The organism is Pseudomonas sp. TH41 (assembly GCF_016650695.1).
In the GTDB taxonomy this organism is placed as follows: domain Bacteria; phylum Pseudomonadota; class Gammaproteobacteria; order Pseudomonadales; family Pseudomonadaceae; genus Aquipseudomonas.
Genome location: NZ_JAEKFH010000003.1, coordinates 1,635,222 through 1,659,847, shown reverse-complemented (window position 1 = coordinate 1,659,847; position 24,626 = coordinate 1,635,222). Strand labels below are relative to the sequence as shown.

The window sequence follows — 24,626 nt, the reverse complement described above, 5'->3', positions numbered from 1 at the left end:
CAATCCTGAAGTTGATCGGTCATTCGAGTGGTGGCCATATGATACTGGTTGTGCCGTCTAACAATAACAGCCTTTATGTGATTGCCAGAACCCTGAGGAAGCTGTGCTAAAGTCAGCGTCCTTTTTATCGACATTCGCGTGATATGACCGACTCCAGTCTCTCCGCAAGCCCCTCGAGCTTGAAAATCTACTTCCGTCTGCTCGGTTATGTCCGGCCGTACATCAGCCTGTTCCTGATCAGCATCGTCGGTTTTCTGATTTTCGCCTCGACGCAGCCAATGCTCGGCTACATCCTCAAGTACTTCGTCGATGGCTTGTCCAATCCCGAGGCGGCGCTGTTTCCCAGCGTGCCTTACCTGCGTGACCTGCAACTGCTGCAGGCCGTGCCGCTGCTGATCATTCTGATCGCCGCGTGGCAGGGGTTGGGATCTTATCTGGGCAACTACTTCCTGGCCAAGGTTTCTCTCGGGCTGGTCCATGACCTGCGGGTACAGTTGTTCAATAACCTGTTGGTTCTGCCAAACCGGTACTTCGACAAGCATAACTCGGGTCACCTGATTTCCCGCATCACCTTTAACGTGACCATGGTCACCGGGGCGGCCACAGATGCGATCAAGGTCGTAATCCGTGAAGGCATGACGGTGATCTTCCTGTTTGCCTCGCTGCTGTTCATGAACTGGCGCCTGACCCTGGTCATGGTCGCTATCCTGCCGCTGATCGCGGTGATGGTTCGTACCGCGAGCAAGAAATTCCGCAAGCAAAGCAAGAAGATCCAGGCAGCGATGGGCGACGTAACGCACGTGGCGTCGGAAACTATCCAGGGTTATCGCGTGGTGCGCAGCTTCGGCGGCGAAGTCTACGAAGAGAAGCGCTTCTTCAACGCCAGCCAGGACAACACCGATAAGCAACTGCGCATGACCCGTACCGGCGCCATTTACACGCCGATGCTGCAACTGGTGATCTACACCGCCATGGCCGTGCTGATGTTCCTGGTGCTGTTCCTGCGCGGCGATGCATCTGCCGGTGACATGGTTGCCTACATCACTCTGGCGGGGTTATTGCCCAAGCCGATCCGCCAATTGTCCGAAGTCAGTTCGACCATCCAGAAAGGCGTCGCGGGTGCCGAGAGCATCTTCGAGCAACTGGACGTCGAACCGGAAGTCGATACCGGCACTATCGAGCGCGATGCCGTTACCGGTCGCCTGGATGTGCGGCATCTAAGCTTCACTTATCCAGGCACCGATCGCCAGGTACTCGACGACATCAGCTTCTCGGTCGAGCCCGGGCAAATGGTGGCGCTGGTGGGGCGTTCGGGCAGTGGCAAGTCGACCCTGGCCAACCTGATTCCGCGTTTCTATCACCACGACAAGGGCGAGATCCTGATCGATGGCGTCGAAGTGGAGCAGTACAAACTGCTTAACCTGCGCAAGCACATCGCTCAGGTGACCCAGAACGTAACGCTATTCAGCGATACCGTGGCCAACAACATCGCTTACGGCGATCTGGCCGGCGCGCCTCGTGAAGACATCGAAAAAGCTGCGAAAGATGCCTACGCAATGGACTTCATCGCGCAACTGCCTGAAGGCCTGGACACCCAGGTCGGCGAGAATGGCGTATTGCTGTCCGGTGGCCAGCGTCAGCGTCTGGCGATTGCTCGGGCCTTGTTGAAGAATGCGCCTGTGCTGATTCTCGACGAAGCGACTTCGGCCCTCGACACCGAGTCGGAACGGCATATTCAGGCCGCTCTGGACCAGGTCATGAAAGGACGAACCACCCTGGTGATTGCTCACCGCTTATCGACCATCGAGAAGGCTGACTTGATTCTGGTCATGGATCAGGGCCGGATCGTCGAGCGTGGCACGCATGCCGGGCTACTGGCGCAGAATGGCTATTACGCGCGCCTGAACGCCATGGGCCTCGATGCCCCGGCTGAAAATATCGCCTGATTCCATCGACGGTCAGTTGTCGTGACGGCCAAAAAATCGCAACCTCAGGTTTTCGTACCTGCACAGGCTGCGATTTTTTGCTTTTGGCACCCTCATTCATGCCATGCGTAAGCCCCACGCCAACCCTGTGCTAATATCCCGCCCTTGTTCATTTTGTATGTGGGTTGCTCCATGAAGTTGTCCATGCCGCGATTCGATCAAGCCCCTGTCTTGGTGGTCGGCGATGTCATGCTCGACCGTTACTGGCATGGTGGTACCTCACGGATTTCCCCTGAGGCGCCAGTACCGGTGGTCAAAGTCGAGCAAATCGAGGACCGCCCGGGCGGTGCCGCCAACGTGGCGTTGAACATTGCCGCACTCGGTGCCCCGGCTTCGCTGGTGGGTGTGACCGGCGACGACGAAGCCGCCGACAGCCTGGTCAATAGCCTCAAGGGCGCGGGCGTGCGAGCGTTATTCCAGCGCATCGCGCACCAGCCGACGATCGTCAAGCTGCGGGTCATGAGCCGTCACCAGCAACTGCTGCGTATCGACTTCGAAGAGCCCTTCGCCACTGACGCCCTCGCGTTGGGTGCGCAAGTCGACGAGTTGCTCGAAGGTATCAAGGTGTTGGTGCTGTCTGACTACGGCAAAGGCGCGCTGAAAAACCATCAGGTGCTGATCCAGGCCGCCCGTGCGCGGGGCATTCCGGTCCTGGCCGATCCCAAGGGCAAGGATTTCTCGATCTACCGCGGTGCAAGCCTGATTACACCGAACCTCAGCGAATTCGAAACCATCGTCGGCGGTTGCGTCGATGAGCACGAGCTCGTGAGCAAAGGCGCGCAGTTGATGCACGACCTGGACCTCGGCGCCTTGCTGGTGACCCGCGGCGAACACGGCATGACCTTGCTGCGCCCGGATCATCCGGCACTGCACTTGCCGGCGCGAGCCCGTGAAGTGTTCGATGTGACCGGTGCTGGTGACACAGTGATTTCCACCTTGGCGGCTGCGATTGCCGCGGGTGAGGAACTGCCGCACGCGGTGGCCCTGGCTAATCTTGCTGCAGGCATCGTGGTCGGTAAACTCGGTACCGCGGCCATCAGCGCTCCGGAACTGCGTCGTGCCATCCAGCGCGAGGAAGGGTCCGAGCGCGGTGTGCTGGGCATCGAGCAATTGTTGCTGGCGGTCGATGATGCGCGTGCGCACAAAGAGAAGATCGTTTTCACTAACGGCTGCTTCGACATTCTGCATGCCGGGCACGTGACCTACCTCGAACAAGCGCGTGCACAAGGCGATCGTCTGATCGTTGCGGTCAACGATGATGCGTCGGTCAGCCGGCTGAAAGGCCCTGGGCGTCCGATCAACAGTGTCGACCGTCGCATGGCTGTACTGGCGGGTTTGGGCGCGGTGGACTGGGTGATCAGTTTTCCTGAAGGTACCCCGGAAAACCTGTTGCGCGAGGTTAAGCCGGATGTATTGGTCAAGGGTGGTGATTACGGGATCGACCAGGTGGTCGGTGCTGACATCGTGACCGCTTACGGTGGCACGGTGAAAGTGCTCGGTTTGGTGGAAAACAGCTCGACAACGGCGATTGTCGAGAAGATTCGCAGCCATTGATAAGGTGAGTTACTCACTTATGTACTGATTGGGACGGGCTCTGTGATGAGGGGTTTCCGTCCCCAGCCGCTGCTGGCCGGTACAAAACTAGTGTGTTGGTAAATTAATCTATGAAAGTCATGCTCTTGGTGATGGACGAACAGCGAGTCATACTGGATCGTTTGTATGAAATCGTGCAGCAAAACTGCGATGAATGTGTCGTCTATCGCCTAAGCAAAAAACAACAGATGAATCTCGGGCCGTTCCTCACTTCCGTCGATTATCAGAACTTTGACCGCGTCGTGATTTTTTCGAGACTCAAGCGCCTGTCCGGACAACTCAGCGTGCTGAAGTGTATTCCCGGTCTTGTCATTCTCGAGCATGACGCCTATCAAAATTACATGCCCGCCAGTAAGTATCAAGGTGCGTACTCGCGTCTTTACAGCCGTCTTCCAAGTATTCGAGTACTGGTTTCGGGCGCTGTTATTGCGCGTCGCATGCAAGCCGAAAATATTGATGCAGTGTTCGTATCCAAAGGGTATGACGAGCAAATGTTGCGCAATACGGGTGGCGTTCGCGACATTCCGATTGGCTTCCTGGGCAGTTTGAAAAGCACTGAATATGCGCAGCGCAAGGCACTCCTGCAGTCCTTGGCTCAGCGTACCGACATGCTGGTGACCCGCACCAAATCCGGTAACGATTATCTGGAAACACTCAATCGCATCAAGATTTTCGTCAGTGCCGATATCGGTATGGGGGAATTCATGATCAAGAACTTCGAAGCGATGGCGTGTGGCTGTGTCGTGCTTGCCTGGAGTCAGGGCGAAGAAGACGGGCTGTTGGGTTTTCAGGATATGCACAACACGGTGTTCTATCACTCTGAAGACGAAGCAGTGGAAAAACTCAAGTTGCTGCAGGGTGACCCGGTACTTGCGTCTCGTATCGCCAGTAACGGTCAGGCATTCGCTGAGAGCCAGTATTCCTTCGCTCGCGTGGGGCGTGCGCTCGCTGCCGAGATACAGCGTGAAATGCGCCCTTGGCAACCACCATCGGCGTTCATTCGTCTGTGGGTCAAGATACGCCACAGGATGAAGGTAGCAGGGTAGATGACGGACTCTCGACAGCCTCAATCCAGCGAAGAGATGGCACTGGATGCAATGCCCGGTGGTCACCAGTCTGTTTTCGATGGGCTGCCGATGGAGCTGAAAGGGTGCTTGCGCAACGCGGCGCGCGTGGTGCTCGTGGCGAATAATCCGGCCATTACGGCGGCTGACTTTCAGGCCCTGAATATCGGCTCGGATGACGTGGTGGTCAGCTTCAATAACTGTGTGAAATCCGAACTCCTTTCCCCGCAGAGCGTCAATGTGTTCGTGCATGGTTTCAATGCGCCTGACGCTTACTTTTTCGGCCTTCCTTATGGCGCGCAAGTGCAGCAGTTGTTTAAACAACCTGGCGCGCGTTGTTTCACGATGTTGGTGGGATGCACGGAGGCGATGTGTGCGTTGCCGCGGGTGGCGCTTTATTGGGAGCGTATCCCGCTGCCGGCGTTGTGGAATTACCCGGTTGATCGGCCGGGGGGGAAGCGCTATGTCGGACCTTCAACGGGCTTCAATGCCCTGGTGTTGTTCGATTGGCTGCGAAGTCATACCGGCTATACCTACCAGCTCATGACATTGGGTTTTTCCAATGAAGCGGGAAAGCTCTGGGGCGGGCATGCCTGGGACTATGAGCGAGAGTGGTTGGCGAAATCGGATGTGATCGTGGTGCGTCTGCAGCGACGGCGTTGGTGGCAAGTATTACTGCGTCGCCAATGAGTGATCGTTTACCGGTTGTTGCCAACAAAGTGCGGTGAAGAGGCACATTATTTTCTGGGGTGCAGTCGAGTGTTAAAAGTTGCGGTGGCTTTTTTTGGTATTCCTAGAAATTCGGAAATCTGCTTTCCTTCCATTCAAGAAAACGTTCTTGCACAACTCCCTGCGAACAGCCAGGTAAGGTGTTTTTACCACCTGTATAAAATCGACGAAATCCAGAATCAGCGCTCGGGAGAAAGCGGAGAGCTCAACGCGGACAACTACGAGCCCTTCCAGTCCATGACCGGTATGCTTGCCTCAACGGAGGGCGTTCTGGAGCGTTGGGACTTTGAGCGCGTGAGAGCACTTGGCGATACATGGGCTGATGAGCACGCGTCGCTAAAGAACCTGATTTATCAACTGAATTCTCTGCACGCTGTCACCGGCATGATGGAGTCCTTCGATCCTGATTTCGTCGTGTTTGTGCGTCCTGATAATTTCTATCACTCACCTCTTCCGGCCTATGTGTTCAAGCGCCCCAAAGCCAGGCGGCTCAATACCTACATTCCTGATTGGCAGTGGTGGGGAGGTCTGAACGATCGTTTTGCCATTTGTGGGCGTGATGCGTACAAAGCGTATGGAAAGCGGATTGAACACATCTTCGATTTTTGTGAGGCGACGGGAAGAAAGCTGCACTCCGAGCGGTTGCTCAAATACGTACTGCAACAGGCAGGCGTGAGGGTTTGTACCATGGACACCACGGCTTCGCGTGTTCGTATTACCGGTGCATTCGCTGATGAATCGTTCTCTCCCAAACGAGGCATGGGCAAGCGAGAGAATCGCTATTTCCATCTGATAGCGCGGATACGCACGCTCATGGACAGGCAGCGATCGGATAAGTCCGAAGGTTGAGGACAGCCTGCGAATCCTGGTCGCGGCAAGCCCCGTCTACTTGTCTGCCGTTCGCCGTACCAGCCGCACCAATCGCAGGGCCTTGGCTTTCAGTCGAATCAGCCCTTGGTGCTGGGGTTTCGGCGCTCCCAGACCCTGTTGTGTGACCCAGTCTTTCCAACGGATACGTTCTTCACGCACCACCCAGCCTTCTTGGGTCGCAAAGCTCTCGGCAAGATAGAGTCCACGGGTGCTGGCCGGCAAAAGTTTGTCGCGTTTGAGCGTGAACAGCTCTGGAAGAGGCACGCCATCTTCCAGCGGCATCAGATAGAGATCAGGACGCTTGCGATCGAGCCGGGCCACCAGTTGATCGCCTTCCAGTCGCTCATCGACATGAAACAAGCTCAGGGATTTGGCTTCCTTGGGGACTTCCAGGCGCAAGTCATAGATCAATTGAAGCGACGCCGTCGGCAAATGCACGTAAGCCCGTGGGCGCTCTATCAGCTGCATTTTGGCGCAACGCACCGGCCGCGCCGAACCGGACAACGGCGTCAGGCGAAACGGCAGTGCTTCACGGTAATGCAGCGCGGTGGCATAGGGCGCCGGCAGCCAGGTATCGTTGAAACGCCCGCCTAACCAGCCTTCCGGGGTTTCCAGCAAGCATTCTTCGGCAATCTCCTGGATTGCCGTGTGCAGCGGCAGATTCAATTCATGAGCCGGCACATAACCGGAAATAAGCTTGAGCACCACATCGCCGCGATCCTGCCGACGCTGACGCACCAACACCCAGTAATCGCGATTCTGCCAGTGCAGGGTCAGACGCACCGAGACCCCAAGGTTGGCAAGCTCCAGGGAGAACCGCTCGGTGTTGGCCACCGTCACCGGGCGGCGGCGTTGCAGGGTCTGGGAGAAATTGAGCGGCATCCCGACGCTCTGATAGCTCAAGCCTTCGGGGGTCGCTTCGACGTATAACGGCAGGGTCTTGAAGTTGCTCGGGTTCTTTCTTATGAGCGTACGCGGCATGTCGGCTCCTGCTTAAGGCCGCGTGGGCGGCATCAGTTTCTACGTAGGACCTGGGCAACGGTTGCAACGTTGTGGGCGAGGTGCAGCGGATTGATGGTCCCGACAATAGCACTGGCCACCCCCGGATGTTCAAACAACAACTCGAAACTGGCGCGCACCGGGTCTACGCCCGGGCTCAGGCAGACGTGACCGCTGGCGAGGGCTTTTTTCACCAGGATGGCCTTGCCGTGAGCAGCAGCATAGTCAATGACCGGCTTCTCGTTCTGCTCGTTCAGATTGTAGGTGACCATCGCACAATCACCTCGTTCCAGAGCCTTCAAGCCGCCTTCGACGGTTTTACCGGAAAAGCCGTAGCCGCGAATCTTGCCTTCGCGTTTCAGCTCGGCGAGGGTCGCATAAGCGTCGCTGTCGTTGAGAATCGCCAGGTCGTTGCCGTCGGAATGCACCAGCACCAGGTCAATGAAATCCGTTTCCAGGCGTTGCAAGCTGCGCTCCACCGACAATCGCGTGTGGGCAGCGCTGAAATCGTGGCTCGACTGGCCGTCGGCAAACTCTTCGCCGACTTTGCTGACAATCACCCACTCCTGGCGCTGGCCACGCAACAACGGGCCGAGGCGCTCTTCGCTGCGCCCATACGCTGGCGCCGTGTCGATCAGGTTGATGCCCAGGTCGCGCGCGAGCTTGAGCAGCATGCGTGCTTCGTCATCGCCGGGAATCTGGAAGCCGTTGGGGTACTTCACGCCTTGATCGCGACCCAGTTTCACCGTGCCCAGGCCCAGGGGCGAAACCGCCAGGCCGGTGCTGCCCAGAGGGCGGTGCAGGTCGTGCAGGGTCGGTTGGCTCATGGCAACAGTTGCTCCCAGGCTGGAACGCCCATCGGCGGTTTTGGCAGGTCGGGCAGCGGTGCCGCATGGCTTGGCTGGATGCCGTCACGCGTAAGACTTGCGATGACACGGTCGGCGAAATCCGGCGCCAGCGCCAGTTTGGTTGGCCAGCCCACCAGCAACCGACCCTGTTCCGCAAGGAACGCGTTGTCGGGGCGAGTCAGGCCCGATTGCAGCGGCTCGGCACGATCAACGCGCAAGGTTGCCCACTGCACGGTGCTCAGGTCGATCCATGGCAATAACTGGCCGAGTTCTTTCTGCGCCGTGGCGATTTGCTCGGCGGGTTCGCGGGCAACACCTTCGGCTTCGGCGATGTCGCCGCCCAGATACCAGACCCACTGGCCATCGGCGGCCGGGTGGGTGGTCACAGTAATGCGCGGTTTGGTGCCGCCGCCCAGGCAATGGGCGTACAGCGGTTTGAGGCTCGGACCTTTGGCGATGATCATGTGCAATGGCCGGCGTTGCATGGCCGGCTGGCTCAGCCCCAGTGCTTCGAGCAGCGACGCCGTACCGGCACCGGCGCTCAAGACAATGCGTTGGGCTCGGATCTCGCGTTCATCAACCTTCAGGCCGACCAGGATCCCACCCTCCAGCAGCGGTTCGATCTTCTGGCCAGCGAGCAAGCCATCACCCGCCAGATCGGCGAGGCGCTGGATCAGGCTCGGGACGTCGATCACCAGTTCTGCCAAGCGGTAGACCTTGCCCTTGAAGCCCTTGTCTTGCAGGGCGGGCGGCAGTTGCTCGCCCTTGACCTGATCGACGCGGCCGCGCACTGCTTTGCTGGCGAAGAAACTGGTGAGGTTGCCGGCGAGGGTGCCGGGGGACCAGAGGTAATGAGCTTCGGACAGCAGGCGCACGCCGGACAAGTCCAGCTCACCGTCACCGGCGAGTGCCTCGCGCCAGCGTCGCGGCATGTCGGCGATGGCTTCCGAGGCGCCGGTCAGGGCGCCATGCAGCGCGTACTTGGCGCCGCCGTGGATGATGCCCTGAGACTTCACACTTTGACCGCCGCCGAGGCTGGCGTTCTCCACCAGCACCGTCGAAAAACCCTGGCGGCGCAGGCGTGCGTTCAGCCAGAGGCCGGCAACACCAGCGCCGACAATCAGAACGTCGGTGGAAATAACGGATGGCATGCAGCGACCTCAGTGTTCAAGACGAGGGCGCAGTATACAGACTCGAAGAAGAGGGGATTTGTTGGTGATCAACAGGGCGCATACAAAACCTGTGGGAGCGGGCTTGCTCGCGAAAGCGGTGTGTCAGGCACATTGATGCCGACTGACACGGCCTCTTCGCGAGCAAGCCCGCTCCCACAATAGATCGTGTTTCAGGTTTTAGTGGCCGGCAGTTTTGGAGAATAGTTGGATGACAACAACGCCGAGCACAATCAACGCCATTCCCAGCATGGCCGGCACATCCAGCTTCTGCCCGTAAATAAACAGCGCCGCCACGCTGACCATCACGATTCCCATGCCGGCCCACACCGCGTACGCAACACCCACCGGAACGCTGCGCACCACCAGGGTCAGCATCCAGAAGGCGATGCCGTAACCCACAATAACCAAAATCAGCGGCAGCGGGGTGCTGAAGCCTTTGACCGCTTTCATCGAAACAGTGGCGATCACTTCGGCGCAGATGGCGACGGCCAGGTAGTAGTAAGCGGTCATAGGTGCATCCTCATGTGAAGTGTTGCTTTCTGAGGTCGGCATTCTAGAGGCTATCCAGATGCGGTAAAGTCATTACCTATCTGTTCTGAAGATGGGTTGCCTCATGAATATGCAATGGAATCTGGAGCAGCTGCGGCTGTTTGTCAGCGTAGCGGAGCAGCGTTCTTTTTCCGCCGTCGCGCGGGATCAGCGCAAGGCGCAGTCGGCGGTCAGCAGTTCGATTGCGCTGCTGGAAGAGGACCTGGGGGTGAGCCTGTTCGATCGCAGCAGTGGCCGTCAGCCGAAACTCACCGAGGCCGGCAATGCGTTGCTGGAAGAGGCGCGGGAAGTGCTGCGTCAGTGCGAACGTCTCAATGGTCGGGCGCTGGCGATGATGCGCGGCCAGGAAGCGCGTCTGCGTGTCGCCCAGGATGAGGCAATGCCCTATCAGCCGATTATCCAAAGCTTCGAAGCCCTGGCAGAAAAATTCCCCAGCCTCGAAGTGCAACTGACCAGCGCCGCCCAGGGCGATGTGGCGCGCAAACTGGTCGAGCGTCGGGCCGATTTGGGTTTGTTGTTTTATCACGACCAGATTCCCGAAGCCCTCGAGCGGCGGGTGCTGGGAAGCGTGGAAATGGTCACGGTGTGCGGCGTCGACCATCCGCTGGCGAATCAGGCTCAAGTCGATTGTCAGCAACTGGCGCAGCATCGACAGTTGCTGATGTCCACCCAGTCCAGCGTCTATCCCGGCAGCGAGCCCGCCAGCCCGCAAGTCTGGCGGGCCGACAGTTTCTACGTGATGGCCGAGTGGTTGGTGCGGAGCCTCGGTTGGGCCTGGTTGCCACGACACGTGGTGCAGTACCCGGCGTATCAGGGGCTGATGGTCGAACTGGCCAGCGAATGGACGCCGCCGGCGTTGGTGGTGGAACTGGTCTGGCGCCGGGATGAGCCCCTCGGCCCGGCGGCGCGTTGGCTGGCGGAACGTTTTGCCGTGCACTTGCAGGCGATCGGCGAAAAAACCGATAAACTCCGCCGCCATGAATAGAACTCTCTATACCGCGCTGTTTTACCTGGGGCTGCCACTGGTAGCGATTCGGCTGTGGCTGCGCTCGCGCAAGGCACCGGCGTATGCCAAGCGCATTGGCGAGCGGTTCTCCTTCGGCTTGCCGACAATGAAGCCGGGAGGCATTTGGGTGCACGCAGTGTCCGTGGGCGAAAGCATTGCCGCAGCGCCGATGATTCGCGCGTTGCTGCAACGTTATCCACAGCTGCCCATCACCGTGACCTGCATGACCCCGACCGGGTCCGAGCGCATTCACGCATTGTTCGCCAACGAGCCGCGCATCCAGCACTGCTATTTGCCGTACGACTTGCCTTGCGCCGCTGCGCGCTTCCTTGATCGGGTCCAACCGAAATTGGCAGTAATCATGGAAACCGAGCTTTGGCCCAACCATATTCACCAATGCGCCAAGCGCGGAATTCCGGTGGCGCTGGCCAACGCGCGGTTGTCTGAACGCTCGGCCAAAGGGTATGGCCGCTTCAACAAACTGACCCGGCCGATGCTCGTCGAGATGAGCCTGTTCGCCGTGCAGACGGAGGCCGAGGCCCAGCGATTCCGCGAGTTGGGCGCGCGCCCGGATACCGTTGAAGTGACCGGCTCGATCAAGTTCGATCTGACCATCGACCCGCAACTGCTCCAGCGTGCCGCCCAATTGCGTGCGCAGTGGCAGGCAGTGAGCCGTCCGGTCTGGATCGCCGCGAGTACGCACGAAGGGGAAGACGAAGTCGTGTTGGCGGCTCATCGTCAGTTGCTCGCCAACCATCCCGATGCGTTGCTGATTCTGGTGCCGCGTCATCCTGAGCGTTTCAACTCGGTGGTCGAGTTGTGTCAGCAACAGGGTTTCGCCACGCTACGCCGGTCTACGGGCGAGCCAGTCACTGCCGCAACGTCGGTGCTGGTGGGCGACACCATGGGTGAGCTGCTGTTTCTTTATGCACTGGCTGACAGCGCATTTGTCGGTGGCAGTCTGGTACCGAACGGTGGGCACAATCTGCTGGAGCCGGCGGTACTGGCCAAGCCGGTATTGAGCGGGCCGCATTTGTTCAACTTCCTCGAAATCGCAGCGCAATTGCGCAGTGCTGGCGCGCTGCAGGAAGTGGAAGATGCCGAAGGTCTGGCGCTGGCCGTGCAGCGGCTGTTCGAATTGCCACGAGATGCGCAGCGGATGGCGGAGGCGGGGCTGAAGGTGATGCGGATGAATCAGGGCGCTTTGCAGCGATTGCTGGACGGGTTGGATAGATTGTTGAGTCGCTGAACCGAGTTGTCTGGAATAAAAAGATCGCAGCCTTCGGCAGCTCCTACAAGGTGTACATCAATCCCATGTAGGAGCTGCCGAAGGCTGCGATCTTTTGCTTTTACGGCCTGGCTTTGAGCTGTTCAGCCGCAGCCTTGGCCAGGTCCGGTGGCAGGAAGTCCTTGTCCGGGTTGTAGTCGGCCTTCAGATAACGCGCCAGATCCTGCAAATCCCCCGGATTCAACGTGCCGGCCGCCTGCTTCAAGCGCAGGTTGTCGAGGATGTAGTCATAGCGCGTGTTGTTGTAGTCGCGCACTGAGGTGTACAGCTGACGCTGGGCATCTAGCACGTCGACGATGTTTCGCGTCCCCACCTGATAACCGATTTCGGTCGCTTCCACCGCGCTCTGGTTGGAGATGATCGACTGCTTGCGCGCCTGTACCTGCTCGACGTCGGTGTTTACCGCGCGGTGCAGGTTGCGTGTGCTTTCCACGATTTGCCGACGCAGGGCTTCACGTTGCTGCTCCGACTGCTCCAGTTGTGCATACGATTGGCGCACCTGAGAGGTGGTCAGGCCACCGCTGTAGATCGGGATGTTCAGTTGCAGGCCCACCGTCGTTTGCTCGACGTTGCCACCGTAAGGCTGGCTGAAGCCGTTGGGGTTACTGAAGCCCAGCGCATCGTTGTCGCCTTTCTCGTATTTCGCCACGGCGTCGAGGGTCGGTGCATGACCGGCCTTGCGCTGCTTGAGGGTTTCTTCGGCGGCGCTGACGGCGTAGTTGCTCGCGAGCAGGTTGAGGTTCTGTTTGGCCGCCGTATCGACCCAGGCCTTGGCGTCGTTCGGTGCTGGCGGCAGGATCGGCAAGGTATGGGAAATACCCCAGATCGAGTTGTACTGACGGTTGGTCAGGGTGATCAGGGCTTCGAATGCATCATCCACTTGGCGCTGGGCGACGATTCGATTGGCGCGTGCAGTGTCGTAGCTGGCTTGCGATTGCAGCACATCGGTCTTGTCCGAGAGACCGACATCGAAGCGTTCGTTGGACTGATCGAGCTGGCGTTTGAATGCGGCTTCCTCGGCTTTGGTCGAGGCCAGGTTGTCCTGGGTGCGCAAAACGTTGAAATAGCTAGTGGCGGTTTGCAGAATCAGGTTTTGCTCGGTCGCCGAGAGTTGCAGTGCAGCTTGTTCGTTGACGTCCTTGGCGGCCTGGAATTGAAACCAGCGATCGGCACGGAACAGTGGCTGAGCCAGTGTCGCTTGATAGGAATGAGCGTCACGGTTGGCGGTGGCCGAAGGCTGATCAAGCGCAGTGCGCACGCTGGCCACTTCGGCGCCGCCCGAGAGATTGGGCAGCAGGCCGGCGCGGGCCTGGGGCACGACTTCTTTCTGGGCACCATATTGGGCGACGGCGGCGGCGAGGTCGGCGTTATTGTCCTTCGCTTCCTGGTAGACGCTGACCAGATCGTTTTTGGTCGATAAGGGCGCTTCTGCTGCCCAAGCCATTCCATTGGACGCACAAGACACGGCAATGGCCAGTGAGAGTTTGCGCAGCATGAGGCGATCCCTAGAATTAATATTACAGAAGTAATTTGAGCGCCAAGGCTACGGCGCGGCCCGCATAGCGTCAAGGCGCGGCACGGCGTAGCGAGTGTAGTGGCGCACAGGTTCGGCAACAATCCTGTAAATACGCCATTCATCATGGTGTTTACTGAGGTGTTGGCGTTCTTTGCCAGTTGTGTCTAGACTGGCCAGGTTCTTGTCGGGGTGCCTTGCTATGAGGCTGAGATCGAATAATTTCGGATCCCGTTGAACCTGATCAGGTTAGCGCCTGCGTAGGGAACAAGATTTCTCGTCACCCGGCGAGTCCTCTTGTGCTTCGTCCGGGATGTTGTTCGACAATCGAACACCCTCGAGCACTGAGCACAGCACCAACAGCTTCGTTTATGGCTGATTGGCTGCGTCCATTCGTTACAGGTTCGCTCCGACAAAATTCCACTGCCTGGATGCTGTCTGGAGAGCCCGTGATGACGATAAAACTAAAAAACACTACGAACCTGAGTGATTCGGCCCAAGTCGATCAGCAGTCGGTTCAGCCGTTTACCCGTTCGCAAAAAATCTATGTTCAGGGCTCTCGTCCAGACATTCTCGTGCCGATGCGCGAAATCAGCCTGGATGTGACCCCGACCGACTTCGGTGGCGAGGTCAATGCGCCAGTGGTGGTGTATGACACCTCGGGCCCGTACACCGACCCCAACGTCATCATCGACGTGCGCAAAGGCCTGGCTGATGTGCGTTCGCCGTGGATCGAGTCCCGTGGCGACACCGAGCGCTTGTCCGGCCTTAGCTCCAATTTTGGCCAGGAACGCCTCGCCGATGCGGAACTGACCAAGCTGCGTTTCGCTCACGTCAACAACCCGCGCCGCGCCAAGGCCGGGGCCAACGTCAGCCAGATGCACTATGCGCGCAAAGGCATCATCACCGCCGAGATGGAATACGTTGCCATCCGCGAGAACATGAAGCTCGAAGTGGCTCGCGCCGCTGGCCTGCTGGACCAGCAACACGCCGGCCACAGCTTCGGCGCCAGCGTGCCGAAAATCATCACCCCCGAATTTGTCCGTGACGAGATCGCCCGTGGTCGCGCGATCATTCCGGCCAACATCAACCACACCGAACTGGAACCGATGATCATCGGCCGTAACTTCCTGGTGAAGATCAACGGCAACATCGGTAACAGCGCGTTGGGTTCATCCATTGAAGAAGAGGTGGCGAAACTGACCTGGGGCATTCGCTGGGGTTCGGACACGGTCATGGACTTGTCCACCGGTAAACACATTCACGAAACCCGCGAATGGATCATCCGTAACTCGCCCGTACCGATCGGCACGGTGCCGATCTATCAGGCGCTGGAAAAAGTCGGCGGCGCTGCCGAAGACCTGACCTGGGAGCTGTTCCGCGATACGCTGATCGAGCAGGCCGAGCAGGGCGTCGACTACTTCACCATCCACGCTGGCGTGCTGCTGCGCTACGTGCCGCTGACCGCCAAGCGCGTCACCGGCATCGTTTCCCGTGGCGGTTCGATCATGGCCAAGTGGTGCCTGGCGCACCACAAAGAGAACTTCCTCTACACCCATTTCGAAGACATCTGCGAAATCATGAAGGCCTACGACGTCAGCTTCTCGCTGGGCGATGGCCTGCGTCCGGGTTCGATTGCCGACGCCAATGACGCCGCACAATTTGGTGAACTGGAGACTCTCGGCGAGCTGACCAAGATCGCCTGGAAGCACGACGTGCAGTGCATGATCGAAGGCCCGGGTCACGTGCCGATGCAGTTGATCAAAGAGAACATGGACAAGCAGCTCGAGTGCTGTGACGAGGCGCCGTTCTACACTCTCGGCCCGCTGACCACTGACATCGCACCGGGTTACGACCACATCACTTCCGGGATTGGTGCGGCGATGATCGGCTGGTTCGGTTGCGCGATGCTGTGCTACGTGACGCCGAAGGAACACTTGGGCCTGCCGAACAAGGATGACGTGAAGACCGGGATCATCACCTACAAGATCGCCGCTCATGCCGCCGACCTTGCGAAGGGGCATCCGGGGGCGCAGATTCGCGACAATGCCTTGAGCAAGGCGCGTTTCGAATTCCGTTGGGAGGACCAGTTCAACCTGGGCCTGGATCCGGACACCGCGCGTTCGTATCACGATGAAACCCTGCCGAAGGATTCGGCCAAGGTCGCGCACTTCTGCTCCATGTGCGGGCCGAAATTCTGCTCGATGAAAATCACCCAGGAAGTCCGCGAATATGCGGCCAACCAGCGGATCGAAACGATCGATGCCGAAGTCGCCCAGGGATTGGCGGAACAGGCCGAGCGGTTCAAGCAGGAAGGCAGTCAGCTGTACAAGAAGGTTTGATCTGACCTGTGATTGACGGTGCCTGTGCCGCCGTCTTCGCGAGCAAGCCCGCTCCCACATTGGATTCCGGTCGTACACAAAATTTGTGTTCACAAGAGATCCAATGTGGGAGCGGGCTTGCTCGCGAAGGCGCCAGGCCAAGCACCAAATATCTCAATGACACACTTATCCCTCTGAGATAACACCCTTGAGCATTCAACCCAGCACTTACTCACCCGACATCGCGGTGCCGACCGACAAGCGTGTGTTCGGCGGCCGCGATCTGTTTTCACTGTGGTTCTCCCTCGGCATAGGCCTGATGGTCCTGCAGACCGGCGCTTTGCTCGCGCCAGGCCTGGGCCTGTCCGGGTCGCTGCTGGCGATTTTTCTGGGCACCCTGGTCGGCGTTCTGCTGCTGGCCGCCGTTGGCGTGATCGGCAGCGACACCGGCCTGTCGTCGATGGCCGCGCTCAAGCTCAGCCTCGGCAAACATGGCGCGAGCCTGCCGGCCATGCTGAACCTGCTGCAACTGATCGGTTGGGGCTCGTTCGAAATCATCGTTATGCGCGACGCCGCCAGCCTGTTGGGCGCCCGTGCGTTCAATGAAGGCAGCTGGCTGTCGAATCCGCTGCTCTGGACCTTGTTCTTCGGCGCCTTGGCAACCTTGCTGGCCGTCAGCGGACCGTTGACCTTCGTGCGGCAAATACTGCGCAAGTGGGGCATCTGGCTGTTGTTGGCCGCGTGCATCTGGCTGACCTGGAACCTGTTTGCCAAAGCCGATCTGAGCGCATTGTGGGCACAGGCCGGTGACGGTTCGATGCCGTTCGCCGTGGGCTTCGACATTGCCATTGCGATGCCGCTGTCGTGGTTGCCACTGATTGCCGACTACTCGCGTTTCGGCAAGCGTGCGAAAAACGTATTCGGCGGCACGGCGCTGGGTTTCTTTATCGGTAACTTCTGGCTGATGAGCCTCGGCGTGGCTTACACCCTGGCGTTCGCGCCGAGCGGTGAAGTGAATGCCTTGCTGTTGGCATTGGCCGGTGCAGGCCTGGGAATTCCACTGCTGCTGATTCTGCTGGATGAATCGGAAAACGCTTTCGCCGACATTCATTCGGCGGCCGTTTCCAGCGGGATTCTGTTGCGCTTGAAAGTTGAACATCTGGCGTTGGCCATCGGCGTGATCTGCACGCTGATCGCGTGCCTGGCGCCGCTGGCCCAGTACCAGAACTTCCTGCTGTTGATCGGTTCGGTATTTGCGCCGCTGTTCGGCGTGGTGCTGGTGGATCACTTCATCCTGCGTAAACGTTCGGCACACGTGGCGTCAGCCGCGTTGCGCTGGCCGGCGCTGCTCGCCTGGTTAGGCGGGGTCAGCACTTATCACGTGTTGGCCAATCTCTATCCGGACATCGGCGCAACCCTGCCGTCGTTGATTCTGGCAGGGCTGCTTCAATTCGTGCTGGGTCGGGCGTTCAGTTACGGCCGGGAAACAGCTCAGGCTTGATAATGCCATTCAGGCGAGGGTAGGGGATCTTCAGTTCGACGTGGCCCAGCGCGTAAGGCGCGATGGTGCTCACTTCGTACTTGAGGATCACGCTGCCATAGGTCAGCGCCACGTTCTGGGTTTTCTGGAACGGCCAGCTCTTCACGAACTCCGGTTCCTGATCGAGCTTGGTGCTGATCAGCCAGCTGTTGTGCGCCACCTGCGCCGCTTTCCAGAACGCTTCTTCTTGCCCCGGCAGCAACATATCCGACAGCGTCAGCACCTTATGTTGCTGGCGCGAATAGTTGATGAAGCTGCGGCCCGGGGTGCCATGCGCTCCTCCGGTGTCCAGGTAGCTGGAAAATTCGACGATCACCAAGCCGTCATGCTGCTCACGTACCTTGGCTTGCAGGTAGCTGCTGTAGCGCGGGCCGGCAGTGCGCAAAAATTCTTCGCGATAAGCCGCCAGCGTCGGTGCCGCCGGGGCGTCTGGCGAGGTGCGGGTCATTTGTAGCAAGCGTTTTTCGACAATGCCGTCAAGTTGCGGTTCGGCAGGAAAATGCAGTGTATCGATGTTCACCAGTGGGCAATCAGGTGTTGTACAGCCTGGTTTCAGCTGTTCGGAAGCGTCGCGGGTAGTTTCCAGCGGCGTCCGGTAGTTGGGCTGGAACAGGCTCTGGCACGCGCCCAGAGTCAGGGCGATTGCGGCCACGGAGGCGATTTTAAAAAGCGACATGGGCGTCCTTCATAAAACAGGGAAAGGCGAAAAGTTAACCGCTTCGACTCTCAACGAAGCAGTCAGTTCGCCACTAAGCTAATTAGAGTTGGTTTCTCCCTCACCGTCTATCCCGCTGACGGGAAAGGGGCTGCATCAAACGTCGCGGGCGCGTTAGGATGGCGCGAAGTCGAGGCTGGAGCCTCGGTGTAGATACGAGGATTGTCATGACTGATTTTGCCAACACCATTCCAACCGCCGTGGATATCGTCCGGCGCGAAAAGTGCTACGAGGGCTTTTACAAGCTCGACCGCGTGCACTTGCGCCATGAGTTATTCGCCGGTGGCATGAGTCGCGAAATCAATCGTGAAGTGTTCGTCCGCCACGATGCGGTATGCGTACTGCCCTATGATCCGCAGCGCGACGAAGTGGTGATGATCGAGCAGTTTCGCATTGGCGTCTTGGGCAAGACCGACAACCCATGGTTGATCGAACTGGTCGCTGGTCTGATCGACAAGGAAGAAGTGCCGGAAGAAGTTGCTCACCGCGAAGGGCAGGAGGAAGCTGGGCTTGTATTCGGGGCGCTCTGGCCGATGACCAAATATTTTCCATCGCCGGGCGGCAGCAATGAATTCGTGCATTTGTACCTGGGGCGTTGCGATACAACCGGGGTCGGCGGCCTGCATGGGCTGGAGGAAGAAGCAGAAGATATTCGCGTCACGGTCTGGGCCTTCGAAGATGCCCTGCAAGCTGTGCGCGATGGGCGTATTGCCAACGCGGCAAGCATCATTGCCCTGCAATGGTTAGCTTTGAACCGCGCTGAAGTGAGGGGGTTATGGTCGTAAACAAACTGCGCGATCGCTATCGGGTGGACCTCGTGGGGCTTCAAGCGTCCTGCGAGGCGAACTACGCGCGCCTCATGCGACTGCTCCCGGACATGCGTAATGAGCCGGCGGCGCGGCGTATTGCCGTGACGCATGGCGACCAGATGCTGGGGGTGCTGGCCCTCGAAGTGCTGCAGGTTTGTCCGTACACCACGACGCTGCAAGTGCGCCAGGAGCACAGCCTGCCGTGGCTGCCGGTACCTCAACTGGAAGTTCAGGTATATCACGACGCGTGCATGGCCGAAGTGGTCAGCGCCGAACATGCGCGACGCTTTCGCGGCATCTATCCTTACCCGAACGCCTCAATGCATCAGCCGGACGAAAAGGCCCAGCTGAATATGTTTCTGGGCGAATGGCTGAGCCATTGCCTGGCGTTGGGGCATGAATACGAAGTCGTACGTTAAATCAGGGTACGAGTTGTGAACTGCGTCAGGTTCGCAGGTTTCCCCTTTTGATCGTCCCCCAGCATAATTGCGGCACTTATCCAAACCCGTGATCACGCCCTGGGAGAACGCCTTGCCGAGCGTATCCACATTGACCACCGCCGATTCGGCGTTGCTGGTGCAACTCTCCGACAGCCATCTGTTTGCCGAAGCGGACGGGACGTTGCTGGGCATGAACACGCGCGACAGCCTGCAAAAGGTCATCGAACTGGTGCGCCTTCAGCAGCCGCAGATTGACCTGATCATTGCCAGCGGTGATTTGTCCCAGGACGGGACGCTGGAGTCGTATCAGCTGTTTCGCGACCTGACCCGGCCGCTCGATGCGCCCGCGCGATGGATTCCCGGCAATCACGATGAGCCGCAAATCATGGCCGAAGCCGCCGTGAAAAGTGCACTGCTGGAGCCGGTGGTCGATATCGGCAACTGGCGGGTGACGTTGCTCGATTCGGCGGTGCCGGGGTCGGTGCCAGGGTATTTGCAAGACGAGCAATTGCAATTGCTGGCCCGCGCGCTGAGCGAGGCGCCGGAGCGGCATCATCTGGTGTGTTTTCACCATCATCCGGTGCCGATTGGCTGTGCGTGGATGGAGCCCATTGGGTTGCGCAATCCTGAGGCGCTGTTTGCGTTGCTGGACCGGTTTCCGCAGGTGCGGGCGGTGCTTTGGGGGCATGTGCATCAGCAGATCGATGAGCTACGTAACGGCGTGCGGATGATTGCCTCACCCTCGACGTGCATTCAGTTCGAGCCGGGTAGTGATGATTTCAAGGTCAGCGACCAGGCGCCGGGGTATCGCTGGTTGCGGCTGTTGCCGGATGGGCGGATTGAAACCGGTGTGGAACGCGTCACAGGCTTCGACTTCCAGGTCGACTACGGCTCCAACGGCTACTGACACAACCCGACTTCCCCCTGTAGGAGCTGCCGAGTGCAACGAGGCTGCGATCTTTTGATCTTGCTTTTAAAAACAAGAATCAAAAGATCGCAGCCTCGTTGCACTCGGCAGCTCCTACAGCGGCTGCGATCATTTCGAAGAGTGATGGCACCCAACGAACGCCGACACCCTGTAAACTGCGCCTCTTTACCCGACGCGCAGGGAGTTCAAATGTCCGGTTCGATCCTTTATATCCACGGTTTCAACAGCGCGCCTCAATCGAAAAAGGCCACTCAGTTGAGCGAAGTGATGGAGCGTCTGGGCTTGAGCGATCAATTGCGCGTTCCGGCCCTGCATCACCATCCCCGTGAGGCCATCGGTCAGTTGGAACAGGCGATTTCGGCGCTTGGGCGACCGCTGCTGGTCGGCAGCTCCCTCGGCGGCTACTATGCGACTCACTTGGCCGAGCGCCATGGCTTGAAAGCCCTGTTGATCAACCCTGCCGTTAGTCCACACCGGATGTTTGACGGGTTTCTGGGCACGCAGAAAAACCTGTATACCGATGAAGCCTGGGAATTGACCCACGACCACGTGACGGCCCTGGCCGAGCTGGAAGTGCCGGCGCCCCAGGATCCGCAGCGGTATCAGGTGTGGTTGCAGACCGGCGACGAAACGCTGGACTATCGCCTCGCCCAGCAGTATTACCGGGCCTGCGCCTTGCGCATCCAGGCCGGCGGCGACCATGGTTTCCAGGGCTTTGCCGCGCAATTGCCCGCAATGTTGAGTTTCGCCGGCATCGGCGCAGATTTGTATCAGGCGATCGATTTCACTGCACTGTGACCCATCGCCCCTTTTTCAATGAACACTGACGACGAGACCCCATGGCCACTCCCAGCGCTAGCTCTTATAACGCAGACGCCATCGAAGTCCTCTCGGGCCTCGACCCGGTGCGCAAACGCCCCGGCATGTACACCGACACCAGTCGGCCGAACCACCTCGCCCAGGAAGTCATCGACAACAGCGTCGACGAAGCCTTGGCCGGGCACGCGACGTCGGTGCAGGTCATCCTGCACGCTGATCACTCCCTGGAAGTCAGCGATGACGGCCGTGGCATGCCGGTGGACATTCACCCGGAAGAGGGGGTGTCCGGCGTCGAGCTGATCCTCACCAAGCTCCATGCGGGCGGCAAGTTTTCCAACAAGAACTACCAGTTCTCCGGCGGTCTGCACGGGGTGGGTATTTCGGTGGTCAACGCCTTGTCGACTGAAGTCCGGGTGCGCGTGAAGCGTGACGGCAACGAATACCAGATGACTTTCGCCGATGGTTACAAGAAAACCGAGCTGGAAGTGATCGGCACCGTCGGCAAGCGCAACACGGGCACCAGTGTGTTCTTCGCCCCGGACCCGAAGTACTTCGATTCCCCGAAATTCTCCATCAGCCGCCTCAAGCATGTGCTCAAGGCCAAGGCCGTTCTGTGCCCGGGGCTGCTGGTCAGTTTTGAAGACAAGGCCACCGGCGAGAAAGTCGAATGGCATTACGAAGACGGCCTGCGCTCCTATCTGGTCGACGCGGTCAGCGAATTCGAACGCCTGCCGGACGAGCCGTTCTGCGGCAGCCTGGCCGGTAATAAAGAAGCGGTCGACTGGGCGCTGTTGTGGTTGCCGGAAGGTGGCGACAGCGTGCAGGAAAGCTACGTCAACCTGATCCCGACGGCGCAGGGCGGTACTCACGTCAACGGTTTGCGTCAGGGTTTGCTCGACGCTATGCGCGAATTCTGCGAGTTCCGCAGCCTGCTGCCGCGTGGTGTGAAGCTGGCGCCGGAAGACGTCTGGGAACGCATCGCCTTCGTCCTGTCGATGAAGATGCAGGAGCCGCAATTCTCCGGCCAGACCAAGGAACGCCTGTCGTCCCGTGAAGCCGCCGCGTTCGTGTCCGGTGTGGTCAAGGATGCCTTCAGCCTGTGGCTCAACGCCAACCCGGAAACCGGCATGCTGCTGGCGGAACTGGCGATCAATAACGCCGGCCGTCGCCTGAAAGCCAGCAAAAAGGTCGAGCGCAAACGCATCACCCAAGGTCCGGCACTGCCGGGCAAACTCGCCGACTGCGCCGGGCAGGACCCGATGCGTTCCGAGCTGTTCCTGGTGGAAGGTGATTCCGCTGGTGGTTCAGCCAAGCAGGCGCGGGATAAAGAATTTCAGGCGATCCTGCCGTTGCGCGGCAAAATTCTGAACACCTGGGAAGTCGACGGCAGTGAAGTGCTGGCCAGCCAGGAAGTGCACAACATCGCCGTGGCCATCGGGGTTGATCCAGGCTCGGCAGACATCGCCCAGCTGCGTTACGGAAAAATCTGCATCCTCGCCGACGCCGACTCCGACGGTCTGCACATCGCCACGCTGCTGTGCGCGTTGTTCGTCCAGCATTTCCGCCCATTGGTCGATGCCGGTCACGTCTACGTCGCGATGCCGCCGCTGTACCGTATCGACCTGGGCAAAGAGATTTACTACGCGCTGGACGAAGCCGAGCGCGATGGCATTCTCGATCGCCTGGTGGCCGAGAAGAAACGCGGCAAACCGCAAGTCACCCGATTTAAAGGTCTGGGTGAGATGAACCCGCCACAGCTGCGAGAAACCACCATGGACCCGAATACTCGGCGTCTGGTGCAGTTGACGCTGGACGATTTTGAAGCGACGTCGGAAATGATGGACATGCTGCTGGCGAAGAAACGCGCCGGTGATCGCAAATCCTGGCTGGAATCCAAAGGCAACCTGGCCGAGGTTCTTGGCTGATGCGGGTTGGCTTCGCCCTGGCGTGTGCGTTACTTCTGACCTCGGTTTCGGCGTTTGCCGAACCGGCACCGGAGTTGCGCCTGCTGTCCGAGCATGCCGTCGACGGTATGCGCGGCGGCAACCTGTCGGGGCTGGCGCAGTGCGGCAAGGACCTGTGGACTGTTTCTGATCGCGACGATGATCAAATCTACCGACTCGATACCAGCGAAAAGACCTGGCAGGCCGAAACCGTGCACATCGGTGTACCTCCGGTACCGGACAGCGGTTTGCCCTGGGGTTTGCGTTCGCGGACCTGGGCGGCGTCTTTCGTGCGGGGCGGTGACCTGGATTTCGAAGGCATCACCTGCGACAGCGCCGGCAATCGCTACATTGTCAGCGAGGCCCATGCGGCGGTGTTGCAAGTGCCGCTGGTGGGCCCTGCGTCGTGGCTGAAAATTTCGCCGATATTGGTTCGCGAAGCGCGGGCCAGCGGCATGCTGTTGCATTTCAATGCATTGTTCGAAGGCCTGGCAATCAATCCGGCCGGTGACCAGCTTTGGCTGGCGGCCGAACGTGAGCGCCGGGGTTTATTGCTGATCAAGCGCAAGCAAATCGTCTGGGACTGCAACGGCGGCTGTGTACTGCTGAGCGAGGCCGGGATGGAAATGCAGCCCGCGCTATTCCCCAAGGCCAAGGCAGTCTCCCGGGATTTTTCCGATCTTTCATTGTTCAACGGCAAGCTGTTCACCCTTGAGCGCAACGCGTTCGAAATCTGTCGCCGTGACGCGGTGACGGCCAAGGTCGAGCGTTGCTGGTCGTTTGCGGCGGAGGCGCTGCAGGAAAATCGTCGTTATTCACAGCCCTATGGATTGGCGGAAGCGTTGGTCGTGGACGCCGACGGCGCCTGGATCGGCATCGATAACAACGACGGTGCCCGCGCCGATGGTGAAGTCCGCCCGATCGTCTGGCGCTTCGCCGCGCCTGAAGGTGGCTGGAGCGCCAAGCCGTGAGCCAACAGACGCCGGGCAAGCGCGCCGGTCGGGTGTTCATGGTGTTGGCCTGGTGTGCCGCGCTGTTTTTGGCGACGCGGTTTTTCGGCGACTGGGAAGCGCGTCAGCACAATCCCAACGGCGTCGTCAGCTCGGAACAGGGCGAAGGTTTTATCGAAGTGAAACTGATCAGCAACAATCAGGGACACTTCGTCACCCGTGGTCAGATCAACGGCCAACCGGTGGATTTTATGCTGGATACCGGGGCGACCGATGTGTCGATCCCGGCCAGTCTGGCCGAACGGCTGAAGCTGGAAGAGGGCTTTGGGGTGACCCTGAGCACCGCCAACGGTCTTAGCCAGGGTTATCGAACCCGCATCGACCGGCTGCAAGTGGGCGACATTGTGTTGCGTGATGTTCGCGCGCTGGTCGCGCCAGGCCTGGATGGCAATCAAGTGCTGCTCGGTATGAGCGCGCTGAACAAACTTGAATTTACCCAGCGCGGTGGCACCATGCTGCTGCGCCAGACAACGAACCAATGAGGC

General features: G+C 59.3%; 22 protein-coding genes and 1 riboswitch. Of the genes, 16 read left to right on the top strand and 6 right to left on the bottom strand.

The annotated features are described in order from the left end of the window. Positions 1–143 precede the first annotated feature (143 nt). The 5 genes from msbA to JFU37_RS10215 all read left to right on the top strand — a co-directional run bounded on the left by msbA (position 144) and on the right by JFU37_RS10215 (position 6,220). Entirely contained in the window at positions 144–1,946 is a 1,803-nt protein-coding gene (gene msbA / locus JFU37_RS10235; protein ID WP_201115180.1) for a lipid A export permease/ATP-binding protein MsbA, read from the top strand. A gap of 171 nt (positions 1,947–2,117) precedes the next feature. Further along, positions 2,118–3,539: a bifunctional D-glycero-beta-D-manno-heptose-7-phosphate kinase/D-glycero-beta-D-manno-heptose 1-phosphate adenylyltransferase HldE gene (hldE, locus tag JFU37_RS10230; RefSeq protein ID WP_201115179.1), complete on the top strand. Its 1,422-nt coding sequence runs from the start codon at positions 2,118–2,120 to the stop codon at positions 3,537–3,539. Positions 3,540–3,649: 110 nt separating this feature from the next. Beyond that, positions 3,650–4,624, top strand: a complete 975-nt coding sequence (locus JFU37_RS10225; RefSeq protein WP_201115178.1) for a glycosyltransferase — start codon at positions 3,650–3,652, stop codon at positions 4,622–4,624. Next, on the top strand, positions 4,625–5,332 hold the full coding sequence (locus tag JFU37_RS10220) for a hypothetical protein (RefSeq protein ID WP_201115177.1): 708 nt from the start codon (positions 4,625–4,627) through the stop codon (positions 5,330–5,332). 69 nt (positions 5,333–5,401) lie between these two features. Beyond that, positions 5,402–6,220 carry a hypothetical protein gene (locus JFU37_RS10215; RefSeq protein WP_201115176.1) on the top strand — a complete coding sequence of 273 codons (819 nt, stop codon included), beginning with the start codon at positions 5,402–5,404 and terminating at the stop codon, positions 6,218–6,220. 36 nt (positions 6,221–6,256) lie between these two features. On the opposite strand, the gene JFU37_RS10210 is transcribed toward JFU37_RS10215, so the two are convergent. The 4 genes from JFU37_RS10210 to JFU37_RS10195 form a co-directional block, all read right to left on the bottom strand. After that, positions 6,257–7,222, bottom strand: coding sequence for a metal ABC transporter ATPase (locus JFU37_RS10210; protein ID WP_201115175.1), 966 nt, complete (start codon positions 7,220–7,222; stop codon positions 6,257–6,259). A 32-nt stretch (positions 7,223–7,254) separates the two neighbouring features. Next, positions 7,255–8,067: an aldo/keto reductase gene (locus tag JFU37_RS10205; RefSeq protein WP_201115174.1), complete on the bottom strand. Its 813-nt coding sequence runs from the start codon at positions 8,065–8,067 to the stop codon at positions 7,255–7,257. Beyond that, positions 8,064–9,239 (bottom strand): NAD(P)/FAD-dependent oxidoreductase, encoded by a 1,176-nt coding sequence (locus JFU37_RS10200; protein WP_201115173.1) that lies wholly within the window; start codon positions 9,237–9,239, stop codon positions 8,064–8,066. The genes JFU37_RS10205 and JFU37_RS10200 overlap by 4 nt, the downstream gene beginning before the upstream one ends. A gap of 198 nt (positions 9,240–9,437) precedes the next feature. After that, entirely contained in the window at positions 9,438–9,770 is a 333-nt protein-coding gene (locus JFU37_RS10195; RefSeq protein ID WP_201115172.1) for a DMT family transporter, read from the bottom strand. 103 nt (positions 9,771–9,873) lie between these two features. On the opposite strand from JFU37_RS10195, the gene JFU37_RS10190 reads away from it, so the two are divergent. Further along, entirely contained in the window at positions 9,874–10,794 is a 921-nt protein-coding gene (locus tag JFU37_RS10190) for a LysR family transcriptional regulator (protein WP_201115171.1), read from the top strand. Next, a complete protein-coding gene (gene waaA / locus JFU37_RS10185; protein ID WP_201115170.1) occupies positions 10,787–12,064 on the top strand; it encodes a lipid IV(A) 3-deoxy-D-manno-octulosonic acid transferase in 1,278 nt (425 codons plus the stop codon). Before JFU37_RS10190 ends, waaA begins: the two co-directional genes overlap by 8 nt. 100 nt (positions 12,065–12,164) lie before the next feature. Here the strand turns inward: waaA and JFU37_RS10180 are convergent, their stop codons facing one another. Next, positions 12,165–13,598 (bottom strand): TolC family outer membrane protein, encoded by a 1,434-nt coding sequence (locus JFU37_RS10180; RefSeq protein ID WP_201115169.1) that lies wholly within the window; start codon positions 13,596–13,598, stop codon positions 12,165–12,167. A gap of 196 nt (positions 13,599–13,794) precedes the next feature. Further along, a riboswitch (TPP riboswitch) is annotated at positions 13,795–13,900 on the top strand. Between the two features lie 168 nt (positions 13,901–14,068). Between JFU37_RS10180 and thiC the strand changes: the two genes are divergently transcribed. Both thiC and cytX read left to right on the top strand, forming a co-directional pair. Further along, complete coding sequence (gene thiC, locus JFU37_RS10175; protein WP_201115168.1) at positions 14,069–15,958, top strand: phosphomethylpyrimidine synthase ThiC; 1,890 nt, start codon at positions 14,069–14,071, stop codon at positions 15,956–15,958. A 187-nt stretch (positions 15,959–16,145) separates the two neighbouring features. Beyond that, on the top strand, positions 16,146–17,438 hold the full coding sequence (gene cytX, locus JFU37_RS10170; protein WP_201115167.1) for a putative hydroxymethylpyrimidine transporter CytX: 1,293 nt from the start codon (positions 16,146–16,148) through the stop codon (positions 17,436–17,438). Here cytX and JFU37_RS10165 read toward each other — a convergent pair. After that, on the bottom strand, positions 17,407–18,153 hold the full coding sequence (locus tag JFU37_RS10165; RefSeq protein ID WP_201115166.1) for an RsiV family protein: 747 nt from the start codon (positions 18,151–18,153) through the stop codon (positions 17,407–17,409). The two genes, cytX and JFU37_RS10165, sit on opposite strands and share 32 nt — an antisense overlap. 206 nt (positions 18,154–18,359) lie before the next feature. Between JFU37_RS10165 and JFU37_RS10160 the strand changes: the two genes are divergently transcribed. From JFU37_RS10160 to JFU37_RS10130, 7 genes are all read left to right on the top strand, one after another. Next, positions 18,360–18,977: an NUDIX domain-containing protein gene (locus JFU37_RS10160; protein ID WP_201115165.1), complete on the top strand. Its 618-nt coding sequence runs from the start codon at positions 18,360–18,362 to the stop codon at positions 18,975–18,977. Next, positions 18,968–19,420: a DUF1249 domain-containing protein gene (locus JFU37_RS10155; RefSeq protein WP_046819863.1), complete on the top strand. Its 453-nt coding sequence runs from the start codon at positions 18,968–18,970 to the stop codon at positions 19,418–19,420. Before JFU37_RS10160 ends, JFU37_RS10155 begins: the two co-directional genes overlap by 10 nt. A gap of 112 nt (positions 19,421–19,532) precedes the next feature. Continuing rightward, positions 19,533–20,348: a 3',5'-cyclic-AMP phosphodiesterase gene (gene cpdA, locus JFU37_RS10150; protein ID WP_201115164.1), complete on the top strand. Its 816-nt coding sequence runs from the start codon at positions 19,533–19,535 to the stop codon at positions 20,346–20,348. A 210-nt stretch (positions 20,349–20,558) separates the two neighbouring features. After that, positions 20,559–21,167 (top strand): YqiA/YcfP family alpha/beta fold hydrolase, encoded by a 609-nt coding sequence (locus JFU37_RS10145; RefSeq protein WP_201115163.1) that lies wholly within the window; start codon positions 20,559–20,561, stop codon positions 21,165–21,167. Between the two features lie 41 nt (positions 21,168–21,208). After that, entirely contained in the window at positions 21,209–23,113 is a 1,905-nt protein-coding gene (gene parE / locus JFU37_RS10140) for a DNA topoisomerase IV subunit B (RefSeq protein ID WP_201115162.1), read from the top strand. Further along, positions 23,113–24,102, top strand: a complete 990-nt coding sequence (locus tag JFU37_RS10135) for an esterase-like activity of phytase family protein (RefSeq protein WP_201115161.1) — start codon at positions 23,113–23,115, stop codon at positions 24,100–24,102. Before parE ends, JFU37_RS10135 begins: the two co-directional genes overlap by 1 nt. Continuing rightward, a complete protein-coding gene (locus JFU37_RS10130; RefSeq protein WP_201115160.1) occupies positions 24,099–24,623 on the top strand; it encodes a TIGR02281 family clan AA aspartic protease in 525 nt (174 codons plus the stop codon). The genes JFU37_RS10135 and JFU37_RS10130 overlap by 4 nt, the downstream gene beginning before the upstream one ends. Positions 24,624–24,626 lie beyond the last annotated feature (3 nt).